This is a genomic window from Streptomyces sp. MMS24-W38 (assembly GCF_059889265.1).
The window spans coordinates 6,655,511-6,672,720 of record NZ_JCBCPP010000001.1; the positions used below are offsets into that span (position 1 = coordinate 6,655,511).

Below are 17,210 nucleotides of genomic sequence, written 5' to 3' on the forward strand. Positions count from 1 at the left end.
CGAGACGTCCATGGTTTGACTTGCTCCCCGGGCTGACGCCCGGGGATTCTGGCCTTCCGGTCCGCTGCCGTGCCGCTAGACGGCACGGGCTGCGGGTCGGATTCCGTGGCTTCCTGCTTCGTCGCGCGGTGCCGGACCAGGGTCCGGTCTGACCTGCGCTCCACAGGCTGTCACCGCCAGTCCGGCGGCCTTGACGTTGAGGGCGGCGTTGTGGTCCCGGTCGTGGACCGTGTGGCAGGCGGGGCAGGTCCATTCCCGCACACCGAGGGGTTTGGGTCCGCTGTTCGTCCCGCAGGCGGAGCACACCTGGCTGGTGGGCTCGAACCGGCCGACCTTGACAAGGGTGCGCCCGTATCTCTGGGCCTTGTACTCCAGCATGTACACGAACCGGGACTACCCCGCATCGTGCACACTCTTGGCCAGCCGGGTGCGCGCCAGTCCGCTCACCGCCAGGTCCTCCACCGCGACCGTTTGGTTTTCACGGATCAGCCGGGTGGACAATTGGTGGTGGAACTCGCAGCGCGCGTCGGCCACCTTCGCGTGGGCGCGGGCGACCTTCCGGCGGGCCTTCTCCCGGTTGCTGGAGTTTTTTTGTTTGCGGGACAGGACCCGCTGGGCCTTCTTGAGTTTCTTCTCCGCGCGGCGCAAAAACCGCGGGGAGTCGATCTTCGTGCCGTCGGACAGCACGGCGAAGTGGACCAGGCCGAGGTCGATGCCCACGGCCCGGTCGCTCGCGGGCATCCGCGACAGGTCGGCGGCCGGGTCGGTGTCGACGACGAAGGAGGCGAAGTACCGGCCCGCCGCGTCCTTGATCACGGTGACTGAGGAAGGCACGCACGGCAGGGGCCGGGACCATCTGACCCGTACCTCGCCGATCTTCGGCAGGCTCAGCCGCCCGGTAGGGGTGATCTTCCAGCGGGCATTCGCGGTGAACCGGACCGCCTGCCGGTGGTCCTTACGCGACTTGAACCTCGGCGCGCCCAGCCTCGGGCCCTTGCGCTCGCCTGTGCGGGAGGCGAAGAAGTTGCGGTAGGCGGCCTCCACGTCTTGCAGCGCCTGTTGCAGCACCACCGCCGAGACCTCGCCCAGCCAGTGCCGCTCAGGGGTCTTCTTCGCCTCGGTGACCAGCGTCCTGGACAGCAGCCCGGCGGTGGGAAAGGGCTGACCAGCCGCCCGGGCCTGTTCCCGGGCGGCGACCGCGTCGTTGTACACCACTCGCGCGCACCCGAACGCCCGGGCCAGCGCATCGCGCTGACCGGGTGTCGGGTCGAGGCGGAAGGCATACCGAAGCTGCATGATCCGGACGCTAGCAGCAGTCACCGACAGTCCGGGGCGGATCAGTCGAATCCGGCTCCGCCGGAACGATCCGGCGACGCTCCGCGTCGCACCCACCGGATTCGCTGCACCACCGGCGTGAACGCCGGCGCACTGCGAATGAACCCCGGTAGCCGTTCGCCGGGTCGGTGATCTTTCCGTAGAGCTCCAGGAAGCGCGCGTCGTACGCCTTGGCCGCGCCCAGCTGCGTCACCGTGACCGACGCCTTGCCGTGCCCGGGGGCCGACGATTCGAAGACCGCCGAGCCGGTGCCCGACGAGTCGGCGCCGATCGTCACCCGTTGCGCGGTGTTCCAGTTCGACGGTGTGAAGGTGAGCGAGGCACCACCGGTGACCGACAGCCCGGAGTTGCCGCTCGCGCGGGTCGTCGTGACGGTCGTGCTGGCGCTCGGCCGCGTCGACAGCTTCACCTCGTACGTGCCCGACTTTCCCTGCTGGACGCCCAGTTGAGAGGGCGTCGCCACGACGGCCGGACCGGAGGCGACCGTGATGCCGACCGGGGTCGAGGTCGCGGAGGCGCCCAGGCTGTCGTACGCCTTGGCCGTCAGTGAATGACTGCCCACGGTCAATCCGGCGACGGAAAGAGCGAAGGGCGCGCTCGTGTCCGTGCCCAGCAGTTCGGTGTCGTCGTAGAACTCCACCTTGCTGATGGTGGCGTTGTCGGCCGCCGCCGCGGTCGCCGCGAGCGGGACCGGCTCGCCACGGGTGTAGACGGCGCCGGCCTGCGGGCTGGTCAGCACGGTGATCGGCGGCTGGTGGGCCCCGGTGCAGGGGGTGCCGTTGATCGCGAAGGAGGTGGGCGCGGCGTTGCCGCCGCTGTAGGCGAACTGCGCGCCGGTGGTGACGGCGCCACCGGCCGCGACCCGCCCGTTGTACCCGGCGTCCCGCACGGTCACGGTCTTCCCGGACTGGCTCCAGCTGCCGTTCCAGCCGTTCACGAGCTGCTGGTTGCCCGCGTAGGCGTAGGTGAGGGTCCAGCCGTCGATGGCTTCCGCGGCGCGGTTGGTGAGGGTCAGATCCGCGGTGAAGCCGGAACCCCAGTCATTGGTCCGGTAGTCCACACTGCACTGGACAGCCGCAGCCTGAGCGGGAGTTGATCCTGAGGACAGCATCGTCAGCGGAAGCGCGAGAGCGGCCGCCGCGGCGGTCCACAGTCGCCGCACACCGCGGCGTCTTCTGGGTGGGGGGCGCATGGTGCTGGTTCCTCCTGCGACTCGGAGATGTCAAGGCTTGAACCAGTGGGAGCGCTCCCATAGTGGGTACGGGTCCCGGAGCGGTCAAGGCTTGTGGAGAGTCGAAAAGATTCGACGGTCCGAGTCGAGCGAAAGTCAGTGACCCCTCTGTTCTTTGCCGTCACTTGGCGCTAGCTTCATGGACACCAGTGGGAGCGGTTCCATCAGTCGACGCGTCCGTCACGGCGCGTCCGAACTGCAAGGAGTCGCTCATGCGACACCCCCCGCGTTCAGTACTTTTAGCCCCGCCCCAGCCGTGCGCGGTGGAGCACTCCGCCACCGCCTCCCCGAGGGACGCCGGCACCGGATCCGCGGTGTCCCGGCTCGACGGCGCCACCCGTACCCCCGACGCGGGGACAGCGCACTCCCGTGGGACCCCTCAGGGCCGGTCCGGCCCCCGCACATCCCGGACCGCGGACCGGACCCCGTCCTGATCCTGAGCCCCGAGGCACCCCCACGCCGTACGGCACCGGGCCGCGCGAGCCACGCGCGCCCCGACGGACAGCCCTCTTCGGACAGCCCCCTACGGATAGGAAACCCGCACTCATGAGTCGTACCAGAACCGCGCTCCTCGCTGCCATGGCACTGGTCGCCGGTGCCGCCGGGACGGCCTACGCCGCCGTTCCCGGCGACGTAGGCGCCGCCGCAGTCCCCTGCACCGTCGACTACCAGGTGCAGAACCAGTGGGACACCGGCTTCACCGCCGCCGTGACGGTCACCAACCTCGGCCCCGCCAAGTCCTCGTGGCAGCTGAAGTGGTCCTACGCCGGCAACCAGCGGGTCACCAGCGGCTGGAACGCCAAGGTCACCCAGTCCGGCGCCAACGTCACCGCCGTCAACGAGTCCTACAACGGCACGCTGGCCACCGGTGGTTCGGCCGGCTTCGGCTTCCAGGGCACCTACAGCGGCAGCAACGCGGTCCCCGCCACCTTCACCCTCGACGGTGTCACGTGCAACGTCGACGGCGGTGGCGGCCCGACCGACCCCGACCCCACGGACCCGCCCGGTCCCGGTAACCGGGTCAACAACCCCTACAGCGGCGCCAAGGTGTACGTGAACCCCGAGTGGTCCGCGAACGCGGCAGCCGAACCGGGCGGCAGCCGCATCGCGAACCAGCCCACCGGTGTCTGGCTGGACCGCATCGCCGCCATCAACGGGGCCAACGGCAAGATGGGGCTGCGTGCCCACCTCGACGAGGCCCTGCGGCAGAAGGGCTCGGGCGAACTCGTCATCCAGTTGGTCATCTACAACCTGCCCGGCCGTGACTGCTCCGCCCTCGCCTCCAACGGCGAACTCGGCCCCACGGAGATCGGCCGCTACAAGACCGAGTACATCGACCCGATCGCCAGGATCCTCGCCGACGCGAAGTACGCCCCGCTGCGGATCGTCACCACGGTCGAGATCGACTCCCTGCCCAACCTCGTCACCAACACCGGCAGCCGCGCCACCGCGACGCCGGAGTGCGACGTGATGAAGGCCAATGGCAACTACGTCAAGGGCGTCGGCTACGCCCTGAACAAGCTCGGCGACGTGGGGAACGTGTACAACTACGTCGACGCCGGCCACCACGGCTGGATCGGCTGGGACGACAACTTCGGAGCCTCCGCCGACGTGTTCCACGACGCGGCCACCGCCGAGGGCGCGACCCCCGCCGACGTCCACGGCTTCATCACCAACACCGCCAACTACAGTGCGCTGAAGGAGAACAACTTCACCATCAACAGCTCAGTGGCCGGCAAGTCGGTCCGCGAGTCCAAGTGGGTCGACTGGAACCGGTACGTCGACGAGCTGGGCTTCGCCCAGGCCTTCCGCAACGAACTCGTCTCGACCGGCTTCGACACCAACATCGGCATGCTCATCGACACCTCCCGCAACGGCTGGGGCGGCACCGCCCGGCCCGCCGGACCGGGCGCGTCGACGAGCGTCGACACCTACGTCGACGGCGGACGGTACGACCGCCGCATCCACATCGGCAACTGGTGCAACCAGTCGGGTGCCGGACTCGGCGAACGCCCGAAGGCGGCACCGGAGAGCGGTATCGACGCCTACGTGTGGATGAAGCCCCCGGGTGAGTCCGACGGGGCCAGCAAGGCCATCCCGAACGACGAGGGCAAGGGCTTCGACCGGATGTGCGACCCGACCTACACGGGTACCCCGCGCAACGGGCACAACCTCACCGGCGCCCTGCCGGACGCCCCGGTCTCGGGTCACTGGTTCTCGGCGCAGTTCCGGCAGCTGATGCAGAACGCGTACCCGCCGCTGTCCTGACCGGCCGACCCCTGGTCCGCCGGGGCCGAGGGACCGGGCCGCGCGCCCGGCCCCGGTCCCGGCGGACCGACCCGTTTCGGGAAACCGTTTTGCGGAAGCGGCAACGTCACTGGCCTCCGTCCGGTGCGTCGGCGCACCCTGTCCGCATCCGAGCGGAGAGGCTGACCACCATGGCGCACCACCATCACCACAAGCACGACCACACGGGCACGGGCACGGACACCGAGATCGACTGGGCGGAGATGGCCGCCCTGCTCGAATCGGAGGCCGAACTGTTCACGCCCCTGTACGAACGGGCCCTCGGCTGGCTCGCGAAGGAGGTGACGGAACCGGGACTGATCGTGGACGCGGGCAGCGGGCCGGGTGTCATCTCATGTCTGTTCGCCGAGGTCTTCGAGGGCGCCCGCATCGTGGCCGTCGACGGCTCCGCCCCGCTGCTGGAGCGGGCGGCGGAGCGCGCCGCCCGGTACGGCGTCGGCGACCGCTTCGACACCCTCGCCGGTGAACTTCCCGGCGTGCTCGACGAACTGGACTACCCCGCCGACCTGTTGTGGGCCAGCCGCAGCGTCCACCACCTGGGCGACCAGCGCGCCGCACTCGCCGCCTACGCCTCCCGGCTCGCGCCCGGCGGCACGCTGGCCGTGATGGAGGGCGGCCTGCCCACCCGGTACCTGCCGCGCGACATCGGCATCGGCCGGCCGGGGCTCCAGGCCCGCCTCGACGCCGTGCAGGCCGACTGGTTCACCCACATGCGCGCCGAACTGCCCGGCGCCGTCGCGCACACCGAGGACTGGCCGGCGCTGCTGACCGCGGCCGGTCTGCACCACGCCCGCTCCCGCACCTTCCTCCTCGACCTTCCCGCCCCGGTCACGGACCGTGCCCGCGCCTACGTCGTCGCCACTGTGGGCTACGTCCGCGAGAGGCTCGCCGACGGTCTGGACACCGAGGACCGCGCCACCCTCGACCGTCTCCTCGACCCGGACGACGCGGCGAGCCTGCACCACCGCCCCGATCTCTTCGTCCTCGCCGCCCACACCGTGCACACGGCGGTCCGGCCGGTGTAGTGCCCCGGCAGGCGACGTTCGCCCCGTCGCGACGCCCGGCACGCGCCCCCGAGTTCTCGGCTCCTCCCCCGAGTTCTCGGCTCCGCTCGAACAGGGGGCACCCCCATGAACAGGGGGCACCCCCTGTTCATGGGGGTGCCCCCGTGACGCCGCTCCTCGACGGGCGAACGCTGCCTGCCGAGGCACTGGACACCGGCCGGACCGGCCACACGCGCGGCGGCCTCCCGGGCCGTGCAGCAGTACCGGGGGCCGCCGCGTTCCGTGCCTCAAAGGCCGGCGGGTCAGTTCAGCGTCGCCGGGTCCGGGCCCAGCCTGCGGCCCTCGTCGAGGGCACTGATCGCCGCGAGGTCCTCGGTGTCCAGACTGAACCCGAAGACGTCGATGTTCTCCTTGATGCGGGACGGCGTCACCGACTTGGGGATGACGACGTTGCCGAGCTGGATGTGCCAGCGCAGCACGACCTGGGCGGGAGTACGGCCGTGCTTCTGCGCGATGGCCACGATCGCCGGGACCTCCAGCAGGCCCTTGCCCTGGCCCAGCGGCGACCAGGCCTCGGTGGCGATGCCCTGCTGCGCGTGGTACTCGCGGGCGGCGCGCTGCTGAAGATGCGGGTGCAGCTCGATCTGGTCGACCGCCGGCACGACCGACGTCTCGGCGATCAGGTGCTCCAGGTGCTCGCGCTGGAAGTTCGACACGCCGATGGCACGGACCCGGCCCTCGGCATAGAGCTTCTCGAACGCCCGGTACGTGTCGACGTAGCGGCCCCGGGCCGGCGTCGGCCAGTGGATGAGGTACAGATCCACATGGTCCAGCCCGAGCTTCGACAGGGACGCGTCGAAGGCGCGCAGGGTGGAGTCGTACCCGTGGTCGGTGTTCCAGAGCTTGGTGGTGACGAAGAGGTCCTCGCGGGGGACCCCCGAGGCGGCGATCGCCCTGCCCGTGCCCTCCTCGTTGCCGTACGCCGCCGCGGTGTCGATGCTGCGGTAGCCCGCCTCCAGTGCCGCCGCGACGGCCGTCTCGGCCTCCGCGTCCGGCACCTGCCAGACGCCGAAGCCCAGTTGGGGCATCTCGACGCCGTTGTTCAGGGTGATCGGGGGGACCTTGCTCACGAGCTCTCGATCCTTCGGGTTGTGATCGGATGACACGCCCATCGTCAACGATCACGGCTCCCGATGCATTCCGGACGGCACGATTCACGTGCGGTACGGCGCCTCCGCCTCCGTCGCCTCCTTTTCGTACGCCTTCTCGACCGCCCTGCGCTTCAACCGGTCTCCGCCCGCCAGGATCGCCGCCGCCAGCGCGTGCGCCGCACCCTGCGCCGAGGGGCGCCGCCGGCCGTGCACCACCACGAAGTCCACCCGGCCCGGCTCCGGCAGCCCCGCCCGGTCCGGCATCCGCACCAGTCCCGGCGGGATCAGTCCGCGCGAGTGCACCATCACCCCGAGCCCGGCACGGGCCGCCGCGAGCAGGCCGTTGAGGCTGCCGCTGGTGCACACGATCCGCCACTCACGGCCCTGCCGCTCCAGCGCCCGCAGCGCGAGCTCCCGGGTGATGCCCGGCGGTGGATAGACGATCAGCGGCACCGGACGGTTCGGTTCGAGACGTAGCCCCGGAGCGCCGATCCACACCAGCTCGTCGCGCCACACCAGCTCGCCCCGGGAATCCTTCGGCCGGCGCTTGGCCAGCACCAGGTCCAGCTCGCCCGCGGCCAGCTTCTCGTGCAGCGTGCCCGACAGCTCGACCGTGAGCTCCAGGTCGACCTCCGGGTGCTCGTGCCGGAACCGCTCCAGGATCTCCGGCAGCCTGGTCAGGACGAAGTCCTCCGACGCGCCGAACCGCAGCCGGCCGCGCAGCCGGGTGCCCGCGAAGAACTGCGCCGCCTGCTCGTGCACGTCCAGGATCCGCCGTGCGAAGCCGAGCATCGCCTCGCCGTCCTCGGTGAGCTCCACGGAGTGGGTGTCCCGGGTGAACAGCTGTCGCCCGGTGGCGTCCTCCAGGCGCCGCACGTGCTGGCTGACCGTCGACTGCCGCAGCCCGAGGCGCCGGGCGGCCCGGGTGAAGGACAGCGTGTGCGCCACGGACAGGAACGTCCGCAGCTGCGTCGGGTCGTACATCTCGGTCTCGGCCACCCCGGCAGGTTATCGCGGAGCGCGATGGCAGTGAGAGCGGTATACGGGATTCCCGATCACAGCGGAAGGGAGCAGGATGGAGAGGGGTTTCCCGTGCTCGCGCGGCGGAGCCTCGAAGGATTTCCGAGCGACTCGAAAAACCGCCGCGTCGCCGCATCGCCGAGCGACCCGAAGAGTCCCGGAGTGCCCCGAGTGAATGGAGCAAGTGAAGCACCGTGAAACGCCCGCACCGGCCGAGCCGGATGCCGATCGACCCGTACATCCTGCTCCTGCTGGGGACGGTGGGCCTGGCCGCACTGCTCCCGGCGCGCGGCGCCGGCGCCGATCTGGCCTCCGGCGCCTCCACCGCCGCCATCGCCCTCCTCTTCTTCCTCTACGGCGCCCGGCTCTCCACCCGTGAGGCACTGGACGGACTGAGGCACTGGCGGCTCCACGGCACCGTCCTGGCCTGCACCTTCGTCGTCTTCCCGCTGCTCGGTCTGGCCGCCCGCGGGTTCGTCCCGGTCCTGCTGACCGATCCCCTTCACCAGGGCCTGCTCTTCCTCACGCTCGTCCCGTCCACCATCCAGTCGTCCATCGCCTTCACCTCCATCGCCCGCGGCAACGTGCCCGCCGCGATCTGCGCCGGCTCCTTCTCCTCACTCGTCGGCATCGTGGCGACCCCCTTGCTCGCGGCGGCGCTGCTGGGCGGGGGCGCCGGCGGGTTCTCCGCCGACTCGGTGACGAAGATCGTGCTGCAACTGCTGGTGCCGTTCGTCGCCGGGCAGGTGCTGCGCCGCTGGATCGGGGGGTTCGTCACCCGCCACCGCAAGGTGCTCGGACTGGTCGACCGGGGCTCGATCCTGCTCGTCGTCTACACCGCGTTCAGCCAGGGAATGGTGCGGGGCGTCTGGAGCCAGGTGAGCCCGGCCCGGCTGGGCGGCCTGCTCGCCGTCGAGGCCGTACTGCTCGCCGTGATGCTGCTGCTGACCTGGTACGGAGCCAAGGCGCTGAAGTTCGGCCGGGCGGACCGGATCGCGATCCAGTTCGCGGGTTCGAAGAAGTCCCTGGCCGCCGGACTGCCCATGGCGAGCGTGCTGTTCGGCGCGCAGGCCTCGCTGGCCGTGCTGCCGCTGATGCTGTTCCACCAGATGCAGCTGATGGTCTGCGCGGTGATCGCCAAACGCCGCTCGCACGATGCCGACCCCCTCGACGCGGGGACCGCCGAGGACGTGGACGTCACCGTCCGGACCCCAGTCGGATCGTCACGAACCGGGGCCGGTACAGGGACACGTTCCGGCTGAGCGGCACCGCGGCGCCGGACGGCTCGAGCAGGTTGACGTCGTAGCTGAGCACCAGCCGTCCGTCGTCGCCCAGTTCCGGGTGGGTCTGCGGGTTGTAGGCGGCGGTCCCGCCCTCAGGCAGCGCGGGAGCGAACTCCTTCGCCGGTCCGTGCCACGGGCCGGCGGGGGAGCAGGACCAGTACGACGCCACCGTGCTCAGCCCCCTGGCGCCCGCGGCCATCGTGAACAGGACGTACGTCCCGCCGTCCCGCACCACGGAGAAGGCGCTGCCCACGCCGGTGCGGTGTCCGTCGCCGAGCACCGGACGCGGGCGGGCTCGGGTCTGCCACGCCGAGCCGTTCCAGTGCTCCCAGGCAGCCGGATCGGCGAGCCCGCCCGCCACGACCCGCGCCACGTACGCGTGGGAGGCCCCGCGGGAGACGGCCCGGCCGTCGTCGCCGCCGAAGACGTACGTCCAGCCGTCCTCCTCGACCAGGGTGGTGCCGAACAGGACCCGGCGGGACGGATCGGGGACGTTCCGCTGGTCGAGCACCTCCACCACCGACTCCAGGCGCAGATCGGGCGGGGAGAGCGTGGCGACCTCGGTGGCGGTGGGCACGCCGTAGGTCCACGGGGGCTGCCCGGCCGTACGCACCCACAGCACGACCCGGCCGACCCGTTCCGCGGAGCCGGGGGCGCGGGGCTCGACCCGGGCGGCGACCGGCCAGCGCCACCGGTCCGGCGCGGGGTCGGGGAAGAGCGGGGCGGGGAGGGTGGTTTCGAGCCGGCCGTCGCGCATCAGGACGGCGGAGTTGCGCACCAGCGGCGTGGCGGGGTCCTGCCAGGCGTGGGACTCGCCGACCGGATCGGGCGGGCCCAGGTAGGTGTCGGAGAACAGCCACAGCAGCCGGCCGTCGGGCAGCCGCACCGAGTGGGTGCCGTCGCCGCCCGTCCGGTCGTCGGTGCGTGCGGCGTCGTCGCCGTAGCGGGCGAACTCGGCGGTGAGGGTGTCCTCCGCCGCCCAGGAGGCGACGGTGTGCGGCGCGCAGGCGCCGTCGCTGCGCCCCGGTCGTCGTCCTCCGGCAGGACGGAGACCAGCACGGCGCCGGAGGAGCAGTGCCGGCGCCGCCGCGAGCAGCAGGCGTGCCCTGGCCGCCGTCCTCCTCCGTACGCGTACTCCTGCGCGTTCTTCTTCTCGTATGCGTACTCGTGCTGTGTCGTCGGGCACGCTCCGGGACGTCAGTGGCCGCCGTGGCCCGGGTCCATGGCGCGGTGGTCATGCATCGAGGCGGGGCCCCCACGGCGCAGGGGGCGCTCCCCGCCGGGAGGGACCCCGCCGCCGTGCCGCGGGGAACCGGTCAGCCCTGGGCGACCGCGGTCCGCAGGACGATACGGTCCTCACCCGCGTACACGTTCATGGAACTGCCCCGCAGGAACCCCACGAGGGTCAGCCCCGTCTCCGCCGCCAGGTCCACGGCCAGCGAGGACGGCGCCGAGACGGCCGCCAGCACCGGGACGCCCGCCATGACCGCCTTCTGTGCCAGCTCGAAGGAGGCCCGGCCGGAGACCATCAGGACGGTCCGGGACAACGGCAGGTTCCCGTTCTGCAGCGCGCGGCCGACCAGCTTGTCGACCGCGTTGTGCCGGCCCACGTCCTCCCGCACGTCCAGCAGCTCGCCGTCCTCGTCGAACAGGGCCGCCGCGTGCAGGCCGCCCGTCCGGTCGAAGACCCGCTGGGAGGCGCGCAGCCGGTCGGGCAGAGCGGCCAGCAGCTCCGGGGTGAGGCGCAGGGGCGGGCTGTCGGCGATCGGGTGGCGGGTCGTGGTGCGCACCGCGTCCAGACTCGCCTTGCCGCACAGACCGCAGGACGAGGTCGTGTACACGTTGCGCTCGAGCGTGATGTCCGGGATCGCCACGCCCGGCGCGGTCTGCACATCCACCACGTTGTACGTGTTCGAACCGTCCGCGGTCGCCCCCGCGCAGTACACGACGTTCCGCAGGTCGGAGCCGGCCGCCAGGACGCCCTCGCTGACCAGGAAGCCGACGGCCAGCGCGAAGTCGTCACCCGGGGTGCGCATCGTGATCGCCAGCGGCTTCCCGTTCAGCCGGATCTCCAGGGGCTCCTCGGTGACGAGCGTGTCCGGGCGGGTGGACACCACCCCGTCGCGGATGCGGACCACCTTGCGTCGTTCTGTGACTCGTCCCATGTCCCCAGTCCCCAGTCTCCTGGTCGTTCCTGGTGTCAGTCCCGGTTCTGTACGTGTTGATAGCCGAAGCGGCCCTTGATGCACAGGTTGCCGTGGGTCACCGGATTGTCGTGCGGTGAGCTGACCTTCACGATCTCATTGTCCTGTACGTGCAGCGTGAGGTTGCAGCCCACTCCGCAGTACGCGCACACCGTCGTGGTCCGCGTCTGCGCCGACTCGTTCCAGGTGCCCGCCGCCCGCATGTCGAACTCCGACTTGAACGACAGGGCGCCCGTCGGGCACACCTCGATGCAGTTCCCGCAGTACACGCACGCCGACTCGGTCAGCGGACCGTCGTGTTCGACCGCGATCCGCGCGTCGAAACCACGGCCCGCGACCGAGATCGCGAAGGAGTTCTGCCACTGGTCGCCGCAGGCGTCCACGCACTTGTAGCAGAGGATGCACTTGCCGTAGTCGCGCACGTACAGGTCGTTGTCGACCCTCGGCTCCTCGTCGAGGCGGGCCGCGTCCGGGCCGAAGCGGTCCGGTTTCGCCTCGTACTCCTTGATCCACTCGGCGGCCCGCGGGGTCGTCGACAGGTCGACGGAGGACGCGAGCAGTTCGAGGACCACCTTCCGGCTGTGCCGGGCCCGCTCGGTGCCGGTGCGCACCTCCATGCCCGGCTCGGCCTTGCGCGAGCAGGCCGGGACCAGCGTGCGCGAGCCCTCGACCTCCACCACGCACACGCGGCACGCGTTCTTCGGCGTCAGCGTGTCGCCCTCGCACAGCGTCGGGACGTCCTTCCCGGCCGCCCGGCAGGCGTCCAGGATCGTCGACCCCTCGGGCGCCCGGACCGGCTCGCCGTCCAGGGTGAACTCCAGCAGGCGGCGGGGAATCCCCAGCGGTGTCACGGTCATTCGTAGGCCCCCAGACGGTCGATGGCGGATTCCACGGCGTTCCACGCGGTCTGGCCCAGACCGCAGATCGAGGCGTCCCGCATCGCGCTGCCCACCTCGCGCAGCAGGGCGATGTCACCGGCGGCGTCGGAGCCGGTGCGTTCCACGATCCGGGTGAGCGCCTCCTCCTGGCGTACGGTCCCGACCCGGCACGGCACGCACTGCCCGCAGGACTCGTCGCGGAAGAACTGCGCGATGCGCAGCAGCAGCCGGGGCAGCGGCACGGTGTCGTCGAAGGCCATCACGACCCCCGAGCCGAGCGTCGTACCCGCCTGGCGGGTGCCCTCGAAGGTGAGCGGGATGTCCAGTTCGTCGGCGCGCACGAAGCCGCCGGCCGCCCCGCCGAGCAGCACCGCCCGCAGTCCGTCGCGCACCTCGGCCAGCTCCAGCAGCTCGCCCAGCGTCGCGCCGAACGGCAGTTCGTAGATCCCGGGCCGGCCGACGCTGCCGGACACGCAGAACAGCTTGGGGCCGGTGGACCGCTCGGTGCCGATCGCCGCGTACGCCGGGGCGCCCATCGTCAGGACGGGCAGGACGTTGACGAGCGTCTCGACGTTGTTCTCCACCGTCGGCTTGCCGAACAGGCCCTTCTCCACCGGGAAGGGGGGCTTGGAGCGGGGCTCGCCCCGGTAGCCCTCGAGGGAGTTGAACAGCGCGGTCTCCTCACCGCAGATGTACGCGCCCGCGCCGCGCCGGATCTCGATGTCGAAGGCGTACCCCTGGCCGAGGACGTCGTCGCCCAGCAGGCCGCGCGCCCGCGCCTGGTCGACGGCGTGCCGCATGCGGTGGAGTGCTCGCGGGTACTCACCGCGCAGATAGAGGTACCCCTTGTGCGCGCCGGTCGCGTAGGCGGCGATGGTCATCGCCTCCACCAGCGCGTACGGATCGCCCTCCATGATCACCCGGTCCTTGAAGGTCCCGGGCTCGGACTCGTCGGCGTTGCACACGAGGTAGTGCGGCCGGTCCGGCTGGGACGCCGTGGCCTGCCACTTGCGGCCGGTGGGGAAGGCGGCGCCGCCCCGTCCGACCAGGCCCGAGTCGGTGACCTCCCGGATCACCCCGGCCGGCCCCAGCGCGAAGGCCCGGCGCAGGGCCGCGTAGCCGCCGTGGGCGCGGTAGTCGTCAAGCGACGCCGGGTCGACCGCGCCGACCCGGCGCAGCAGTGTCAGCGAGGGGTCCCCGGCCTGGGGCACCGCCATCGCCGCCGCCGGCTCCTCGGGGGCGGCGTCGGGCGTGCTCGCCGCGAGCACCGCCGAGTCCACCGTCGCCGGCGCCGACACCGCCGTACGCACCGGCTCCCCGGCCCTGATCGCCAGGGCCGCCGGGGCGCGTTCGCACAGGCCCAGACAGGGGCTGCGCTCGACGCTCACCCCGCTGCCGGGCCCGAGCCGCGACTCGATCCCGGCACACAGCGCCCCGGCCCCGGCCGCCGCGCACGCGAGGTCCGTGCACACGTGCAGCACGGTCGCCGGGCGCGGCTTGACGGAGAACATCGCGTAGAACGTGGCCACCCCGTACGCCTCCGACGGCGGCACCGTCAGCCGCCGGCACAGATAGTCCAGGGCGCCCTCGCTGATCCAGCCCACCCGGTCGTTGACCGCGTGCAGCCCCGGCAGCAGCTGGTCGCGGCGGTCCCGGGCCTCCCGCCCGCCGCGGGCCCACCTCAGATCGCCGGCCCGCATCCCGTCGCGGTCGGCACCCTCCCACGAGGACTCGGGAGGACCGAGCAGTGCGTCGACCGCCGCCCGCTCCTCGTCCGTCGGTTTGCTGTCACCGAAGCGCAGGTCCACTTACGTCACCTCACTGGATCACTGGATCACTGGGTCGCTGGGGCACGGAGCCGGGAGCTTCTCGATCCGGATCGCCGAGGCCTTGAACTCCGCGGTCCCGGCGATGGGACAGTTGGCCTCGATGGTCAGCACGTTGGTGTCCACCTCGTCGGGGAAGTGGAAGCTCATGAAGGCGAGCCCCGGCCGCAGCGCGGTGTCCACCCACACCGGCGCCAGCACCGACCCGCGCCGGGACGTCACCCGCACCTGCTCGCCGACCACCACGCCGTAGCGCTCGGCGTCCTCCGGGCACAGCTCGACGGCCTCGCCGCGCCGCAGGGGCGAAGAGTAACCGCCGCTCTGCACACCGGTGTTGTACGAGTCGAGCCGGCGTCCGGTGGTGAGCCGGATCGGATACTCCTCGTCGGTGAGGTCGACCGGCGGGTCGTGCTGCACGATCCCGAACGGCGCGGGCCTGCCCCGACGGTCCGGATCCGGATCCCACAACCTGCCGTGCAGATACGGCGGTTCGAGCGCGTCGGTGCTCGGGCACGGCCACTGGATGCCCTGGTGCTCGTCCAGCCGCCCGTAGGTCATGCCGTGGTGGTCGGGGGAGACGGACCGGAGCTCGTCCCAGACGGCCTCGGCGTCGGCGTACTTCCAGTCGTGGCCGAGGCGGATGGCGAGATCGCAGATGATGTCGATGTCCTCGCGTGCCTCACCGGGCGGCGTCACCGCCCGGCGGACGCGCTGCACCCTGCGCTCGCTGTTGGTGGTGGTGCCGTCGGTCTCCGCCCACCCCGCGGTGGCCGGCAGGACGACGTCCGCGAGTTCGGCGGTCTTCGTCAGGAAGATGTCCTGCACCACCAGGAAGTCCAGCCCGCTCAGCCGCCGTACCGCCTGATCGGCGTCCGCCTCGGACTGCGCCGGGTTCTCCCCGATGCAGTAGACGGCCCGCAGCGAACCGTCGTCCATGGCCTCGAACATCTCCGTGAGCGTCATCCCGTAGCGCGGCGGGAGGACGGTGCCCCAGGCGGACTCGAACTTCAGCCGGATCGCGGGGTCGAGGATGTCCTGGAAGCCGGGCAGCCGGTTGGGGATCGCCCCCATGTCGCCGCCGCCCTGCACGTTGTTCTGGCCGCGCAGCGGCTGCAGACCGGCGCCGTAGCGGCCGACATGGCCGGTGAGCAACGAGAGGTTGACCAGGGCGCGGACGTTGTCGGTGCCGTTGTGGTGCTCGGTGATGCCGAGGGTCCAGCACAGCTGGGCGCGCTCGGCGCGGGCGTAGGCGTGTGCCAACTCCCTTATTGCTGCGGCCGGTACGCCGGTCACCTTCTCGGCGAGGGACAGCGTCCACGGCTCGACGAGTGCCCGGTACTCCTCGAAGCCGGTGGTCGCCCCCCGGACGAACGCCTCGTTGACCAGGCCGGCGTGGATGATCTCGCGGCCGATCGCGTGCGCCATCGGGATGTCCGTGCCGACGTTCAGCCCGAGCCAGCTCTCCGCCCATTCGGCGGTCGACGTCCGCCGCGGGTCGACCGCGTACATGCGGGCGCCGTTGTGAATGCCCTTCAGCACGTGCTGGAAGAAGATCGGGTGTGCGAAGCGGGCGTTGGAACCCCACATCACGATGACGTCGGTGTGCTCGATCTCCTCGTACGACGAGGTCCCGCCGCCGGAGCCGAACGCGGCCGACAGACCGGCCACGGACGGGGCGTGACAGGTGCGGTTGCAGGAGTCCACGTTGTGGGTGCCCATGACGACCCGGGCGAACTTCTGCGCCACGTAGTTCATCTCATTGGTCGCGCGGGCACAGGAGAACATCCCGAACGCGCCGCGTGCGGCGCCGATCCCCCGGGCGGCCCGCTCCAGGGCCTCGTCCCAGGTGGCCCGCCGGAACGGCTCGTCACGCGAGTCGCGGACCAGGGGATGGGTGAGCCTGGTGTAGGTCTTCGGGCTCCGGTCGCGTTTCCTGGTGCTCTTCATGCGGCGCTCCTCAGCGCGAGCAGGTCCGAGATGGCGTGCACGGTGCGCAGGGTGGGTACCTCCACACCGGTGATGTCCGCCAACTCGACGACGGCGGCGAGCAGTACGTCGAGTTCGAGCGGTTTGCCACGCTCCAGGTCCTGGAGCGTGGACGTGCGGTGGTCGCCGACGCGCTCGGCGCCGGCCAGCCGGCGCTCCACGGACACGCCGACCTCGCAGCCGAGGGCGCGGGCGACCGAGAGCGTCTCGTTCATCATGATCTCGATGACCCTGCGGGTACCGCCGTGCAGGCACATCTGCCGCATGGTCGCACGGGCGAGGGCGCTGATCGGGTTGAAGGAGATGTTGCCGAGCAGCTTGACCCAGATGTCGCCGCGCAGTTCGGGCTCCACCGGGCACTTCAGCCCGCCGTCCACCATCGCCCCGCTGAACGCGAGGCAGCGCGCGGAGACACTGCGGTCGGGCTCCCCGATCGAGAATCGGGTGCCCTCCAAGTGCCGTACGACGCCGGGCCCTTCGAGCTCGGTGGCCGCGTAGACGACACAGCCGATCGCCCGCTGGGGCGCGAGCACCGCACTGACCGCGCCGCCGGGGTCCACGCTTTCCACGCGGTGGCCGTCGTGGGGGCCGCCGTGCCGGTGGAAGTACCACCAGGGAATGCCGTTCTGGGCGGCCACGACCGCCGTGGTGTCGTGCAGCAGGGGTGCGATCAGCGGCCCGCACGCCGCGTACGCGTTGGCCTTGAGGCCGAGGAAGACGTAGTCGGCCGGGCCGATCTCGGCCGGGTCGTCGGTCGCGTGGGGGCGCGCCGTGAAGTCGCCGCGTGGGCTGAGCACCCGCACGCCGTGCTGCCTCATGGCCGCCAGATGCGGTCCACGGGCTACGAGGTGCACATCGGCACCCGCGCGATGGAGCGCGGCGCCGACGTAGGCGCCGATGGCCCCGGCGCCGAGAACTGCCACTTTCACTGGGGAACGCTCCGTTCGGTCGAGGGAGTACCGCGGAGGTGGAGGTCAACGGTCGA

Annotated in this window: 11 protein-coding genes and 2 pseudogenes; 3 read left to right on the forward strand and 10 right to left on the reverse strand. The window is 71.5% G+C overall.

Features of this window, described 5'->3' with window-relative positions:
- Positions 1–75 precede the first annotated feature (75 nt).
- Positions 76–1,296, reverse strand: a pseudogene (locus AC6F7H_RS29275) (RNA-guided endonuclease InsQ/TnpB family protein).
- A gap of 148 nt (positions 1,297–1,444) precedes the next feature.
- Positions 1,445–2,527: pseudogene (locus AC6F7H_RS29280) on the reverse strand (cellulose binding domain-containing protein); the annotation flags it as partial.
- Positions 2,528–3,112: 585 nt separating this feature from the next.
- Between AC6F7H_RS29280 and AC6F7H_RS29285 the strand changes: the two are divergent.
- Together AC6F7H_RS29285 and AC6F7H_RS29290 are read left to right on the forward strand one after the other, a co-directional pair.
- The gene (locus AC6F7H_RS29285; protein ID WP_500760277.1) at positions 3,113–4,834 is read left to right on the forward strand and encodes a glycoside hydrolase family 6 protein; all 1,722 of its coding nucleotides are present in this window, start codon (positions 3,113–3,115) and stop codon (positions 4,832–4,834) included.
- 170 nt (positions 4,835–5,004) lie between these two features.
- Positions 5,005–5,898, forward strand: a complete 894-nt coding sequence (locus tag AC6F7H_RS29290; RefSeq protein WP_500760280.1) for a class I SAM-dependent methyltransferase — start codon at positions 5,005–5,007, stop codon at positions 5,896–5,898.
- Positions 5,899–6,179: 281 nt separating this feature from the next.
- On the opposite strand, the gene AC6F7H_RS29295 is transcribed toward AC6F7H_RS29290, so the two are convergent.
- Both AC6F7H_RS29295 and AC6F7H_RS29300 read right to left on the reverse strand, forming a co-directional pair.
- Positions 6,180–7,007, reverse strand: a complete 828-nt coding sequence (locus tag AC6F7H_RS29295; protein ID WP_307825007.1) for an aldo/keto reductase — start codon at positions 7,005–7,007, stop codon at positions 6,180–6,182.
- Positions 7,008–7,091: 84 nt separating this feature from the next.
- Positions 7,092–8,012 (reverse strand): LysR family transcriptional regulator, encoded by a 921-nt coding sequence (locus AC6F7H_RS29300; RefSeq protein WP_500762121.1) that lies wholly within the window; start codon positions 8,010–8,012, stop codon positions 7,092–7,094.
- Between the two features lie 257 nt (positions 8,013–8,269).
- On the opposite strand from AC6F7H_RS29300, the gene AC6F7H_RS29305 reads away from it, so the two are divergent.
- On the forward strand, positions 8,270–9,310 hold the full coding sequence (locus AC6F7H_RS29305) for a bile acid:sodium symporter family protein (protein WP_500762123.1): 1,041 nt from the start codon (positions 8,270–8,272) through the stop codon (positions 9,308–9,310).
- Here the strand turns inward: AC6F7H_RS29305 and AC6F7H_RS29310 are convergent.
- From AC6F7H_RS29310 to AC6F7H_RS29335, 6 genes are all read right to left on the reverse strand, one after another.
- The gene (locus tag AC6F7H_RS29310; RefSeq protein WP_500760283.1) at positions 9,246–10,517 is read right to left on the reverse strand and encodes a DUF5005 domain-containing protein; all 1,272 of its coding nucleotides are present in this window, start codon (positions 10,515–10,517) and stop codon (positions 9,246–9,248) included. The two genes, AC6F7H_RS29305 and AC6F7H_RS29310, sit on opposite strands and share 65 nt — an antisense overlap.
- A 130-nt stretch (positions 10,518–10,647) precedes the next feature.
- On the reverse strand, positions 10,648–11,496 hold the full coding sequence (gene fdhD / locus AC6F7H_RS29315) for a formate dehydrogenase accessory sulfurtransferase FdhD (protein ID WP_500760286.1): 849 nt from the start codon (positions 11,494–11,496) through the stop codon (positions 10,648–10,650).
- Between the two features lie 35 nt (positions 11,497–11,531).
- A complete protein-coding gene (locus AC6F7H_RS29320; protein ID WP_500760289.1) occupies positions 11,532–12,392 on the reverse strand; it encodes a 2Fe-2S iron-sulfur cluster-binding protein in 861 nt (286 codons plus the stop codon).
- Entirely contained in the window at positions 12,389–14,221 is a 1,833-nt protein-coding gene (locus tag AC6F7H_RS29325; RefSeq protein ID WP_500760291.1) for an NAD(P)H-dependent oxidoreductase subunit E, read from the reverse strand. Before AC6F7H_RS29325 ends, AC6F7H_RS29320 begins: the two co-directional genes overlap by 4 nt.
- Positions 14,222–14,239: 18 nt before the next feature.
- Positions 14,240–16,186: a molybdopterin oxidoreductase family protein gene (locus AC6F7H_RS29330; protein ID WP_500760294.1), complete on the reverse strand. Its 1,947-nt coding sequence runs from the start codon at positions 16,184–16,186 to the stop codon at positions 14,240–14,242.
- On the reverse strand, positions 16,183–17,154 hold the full coding sequence (locus AC6F7H_RS29335) for a 2-dehydropantoate 2-reductase (protein WP_500760296.1): 972 nt from the start codon (positions 17,152–17,154) through the stop codon (positions 16,183–16,185). The genes AC6F7H_RS29330 and AC6F7H_RS29335 overlap by 4 nt, the downstream gene beginning before the upstream one ends.
- Between the last annotated feature and the right edge of the window lie 56 nt (positions 17,155–17,210).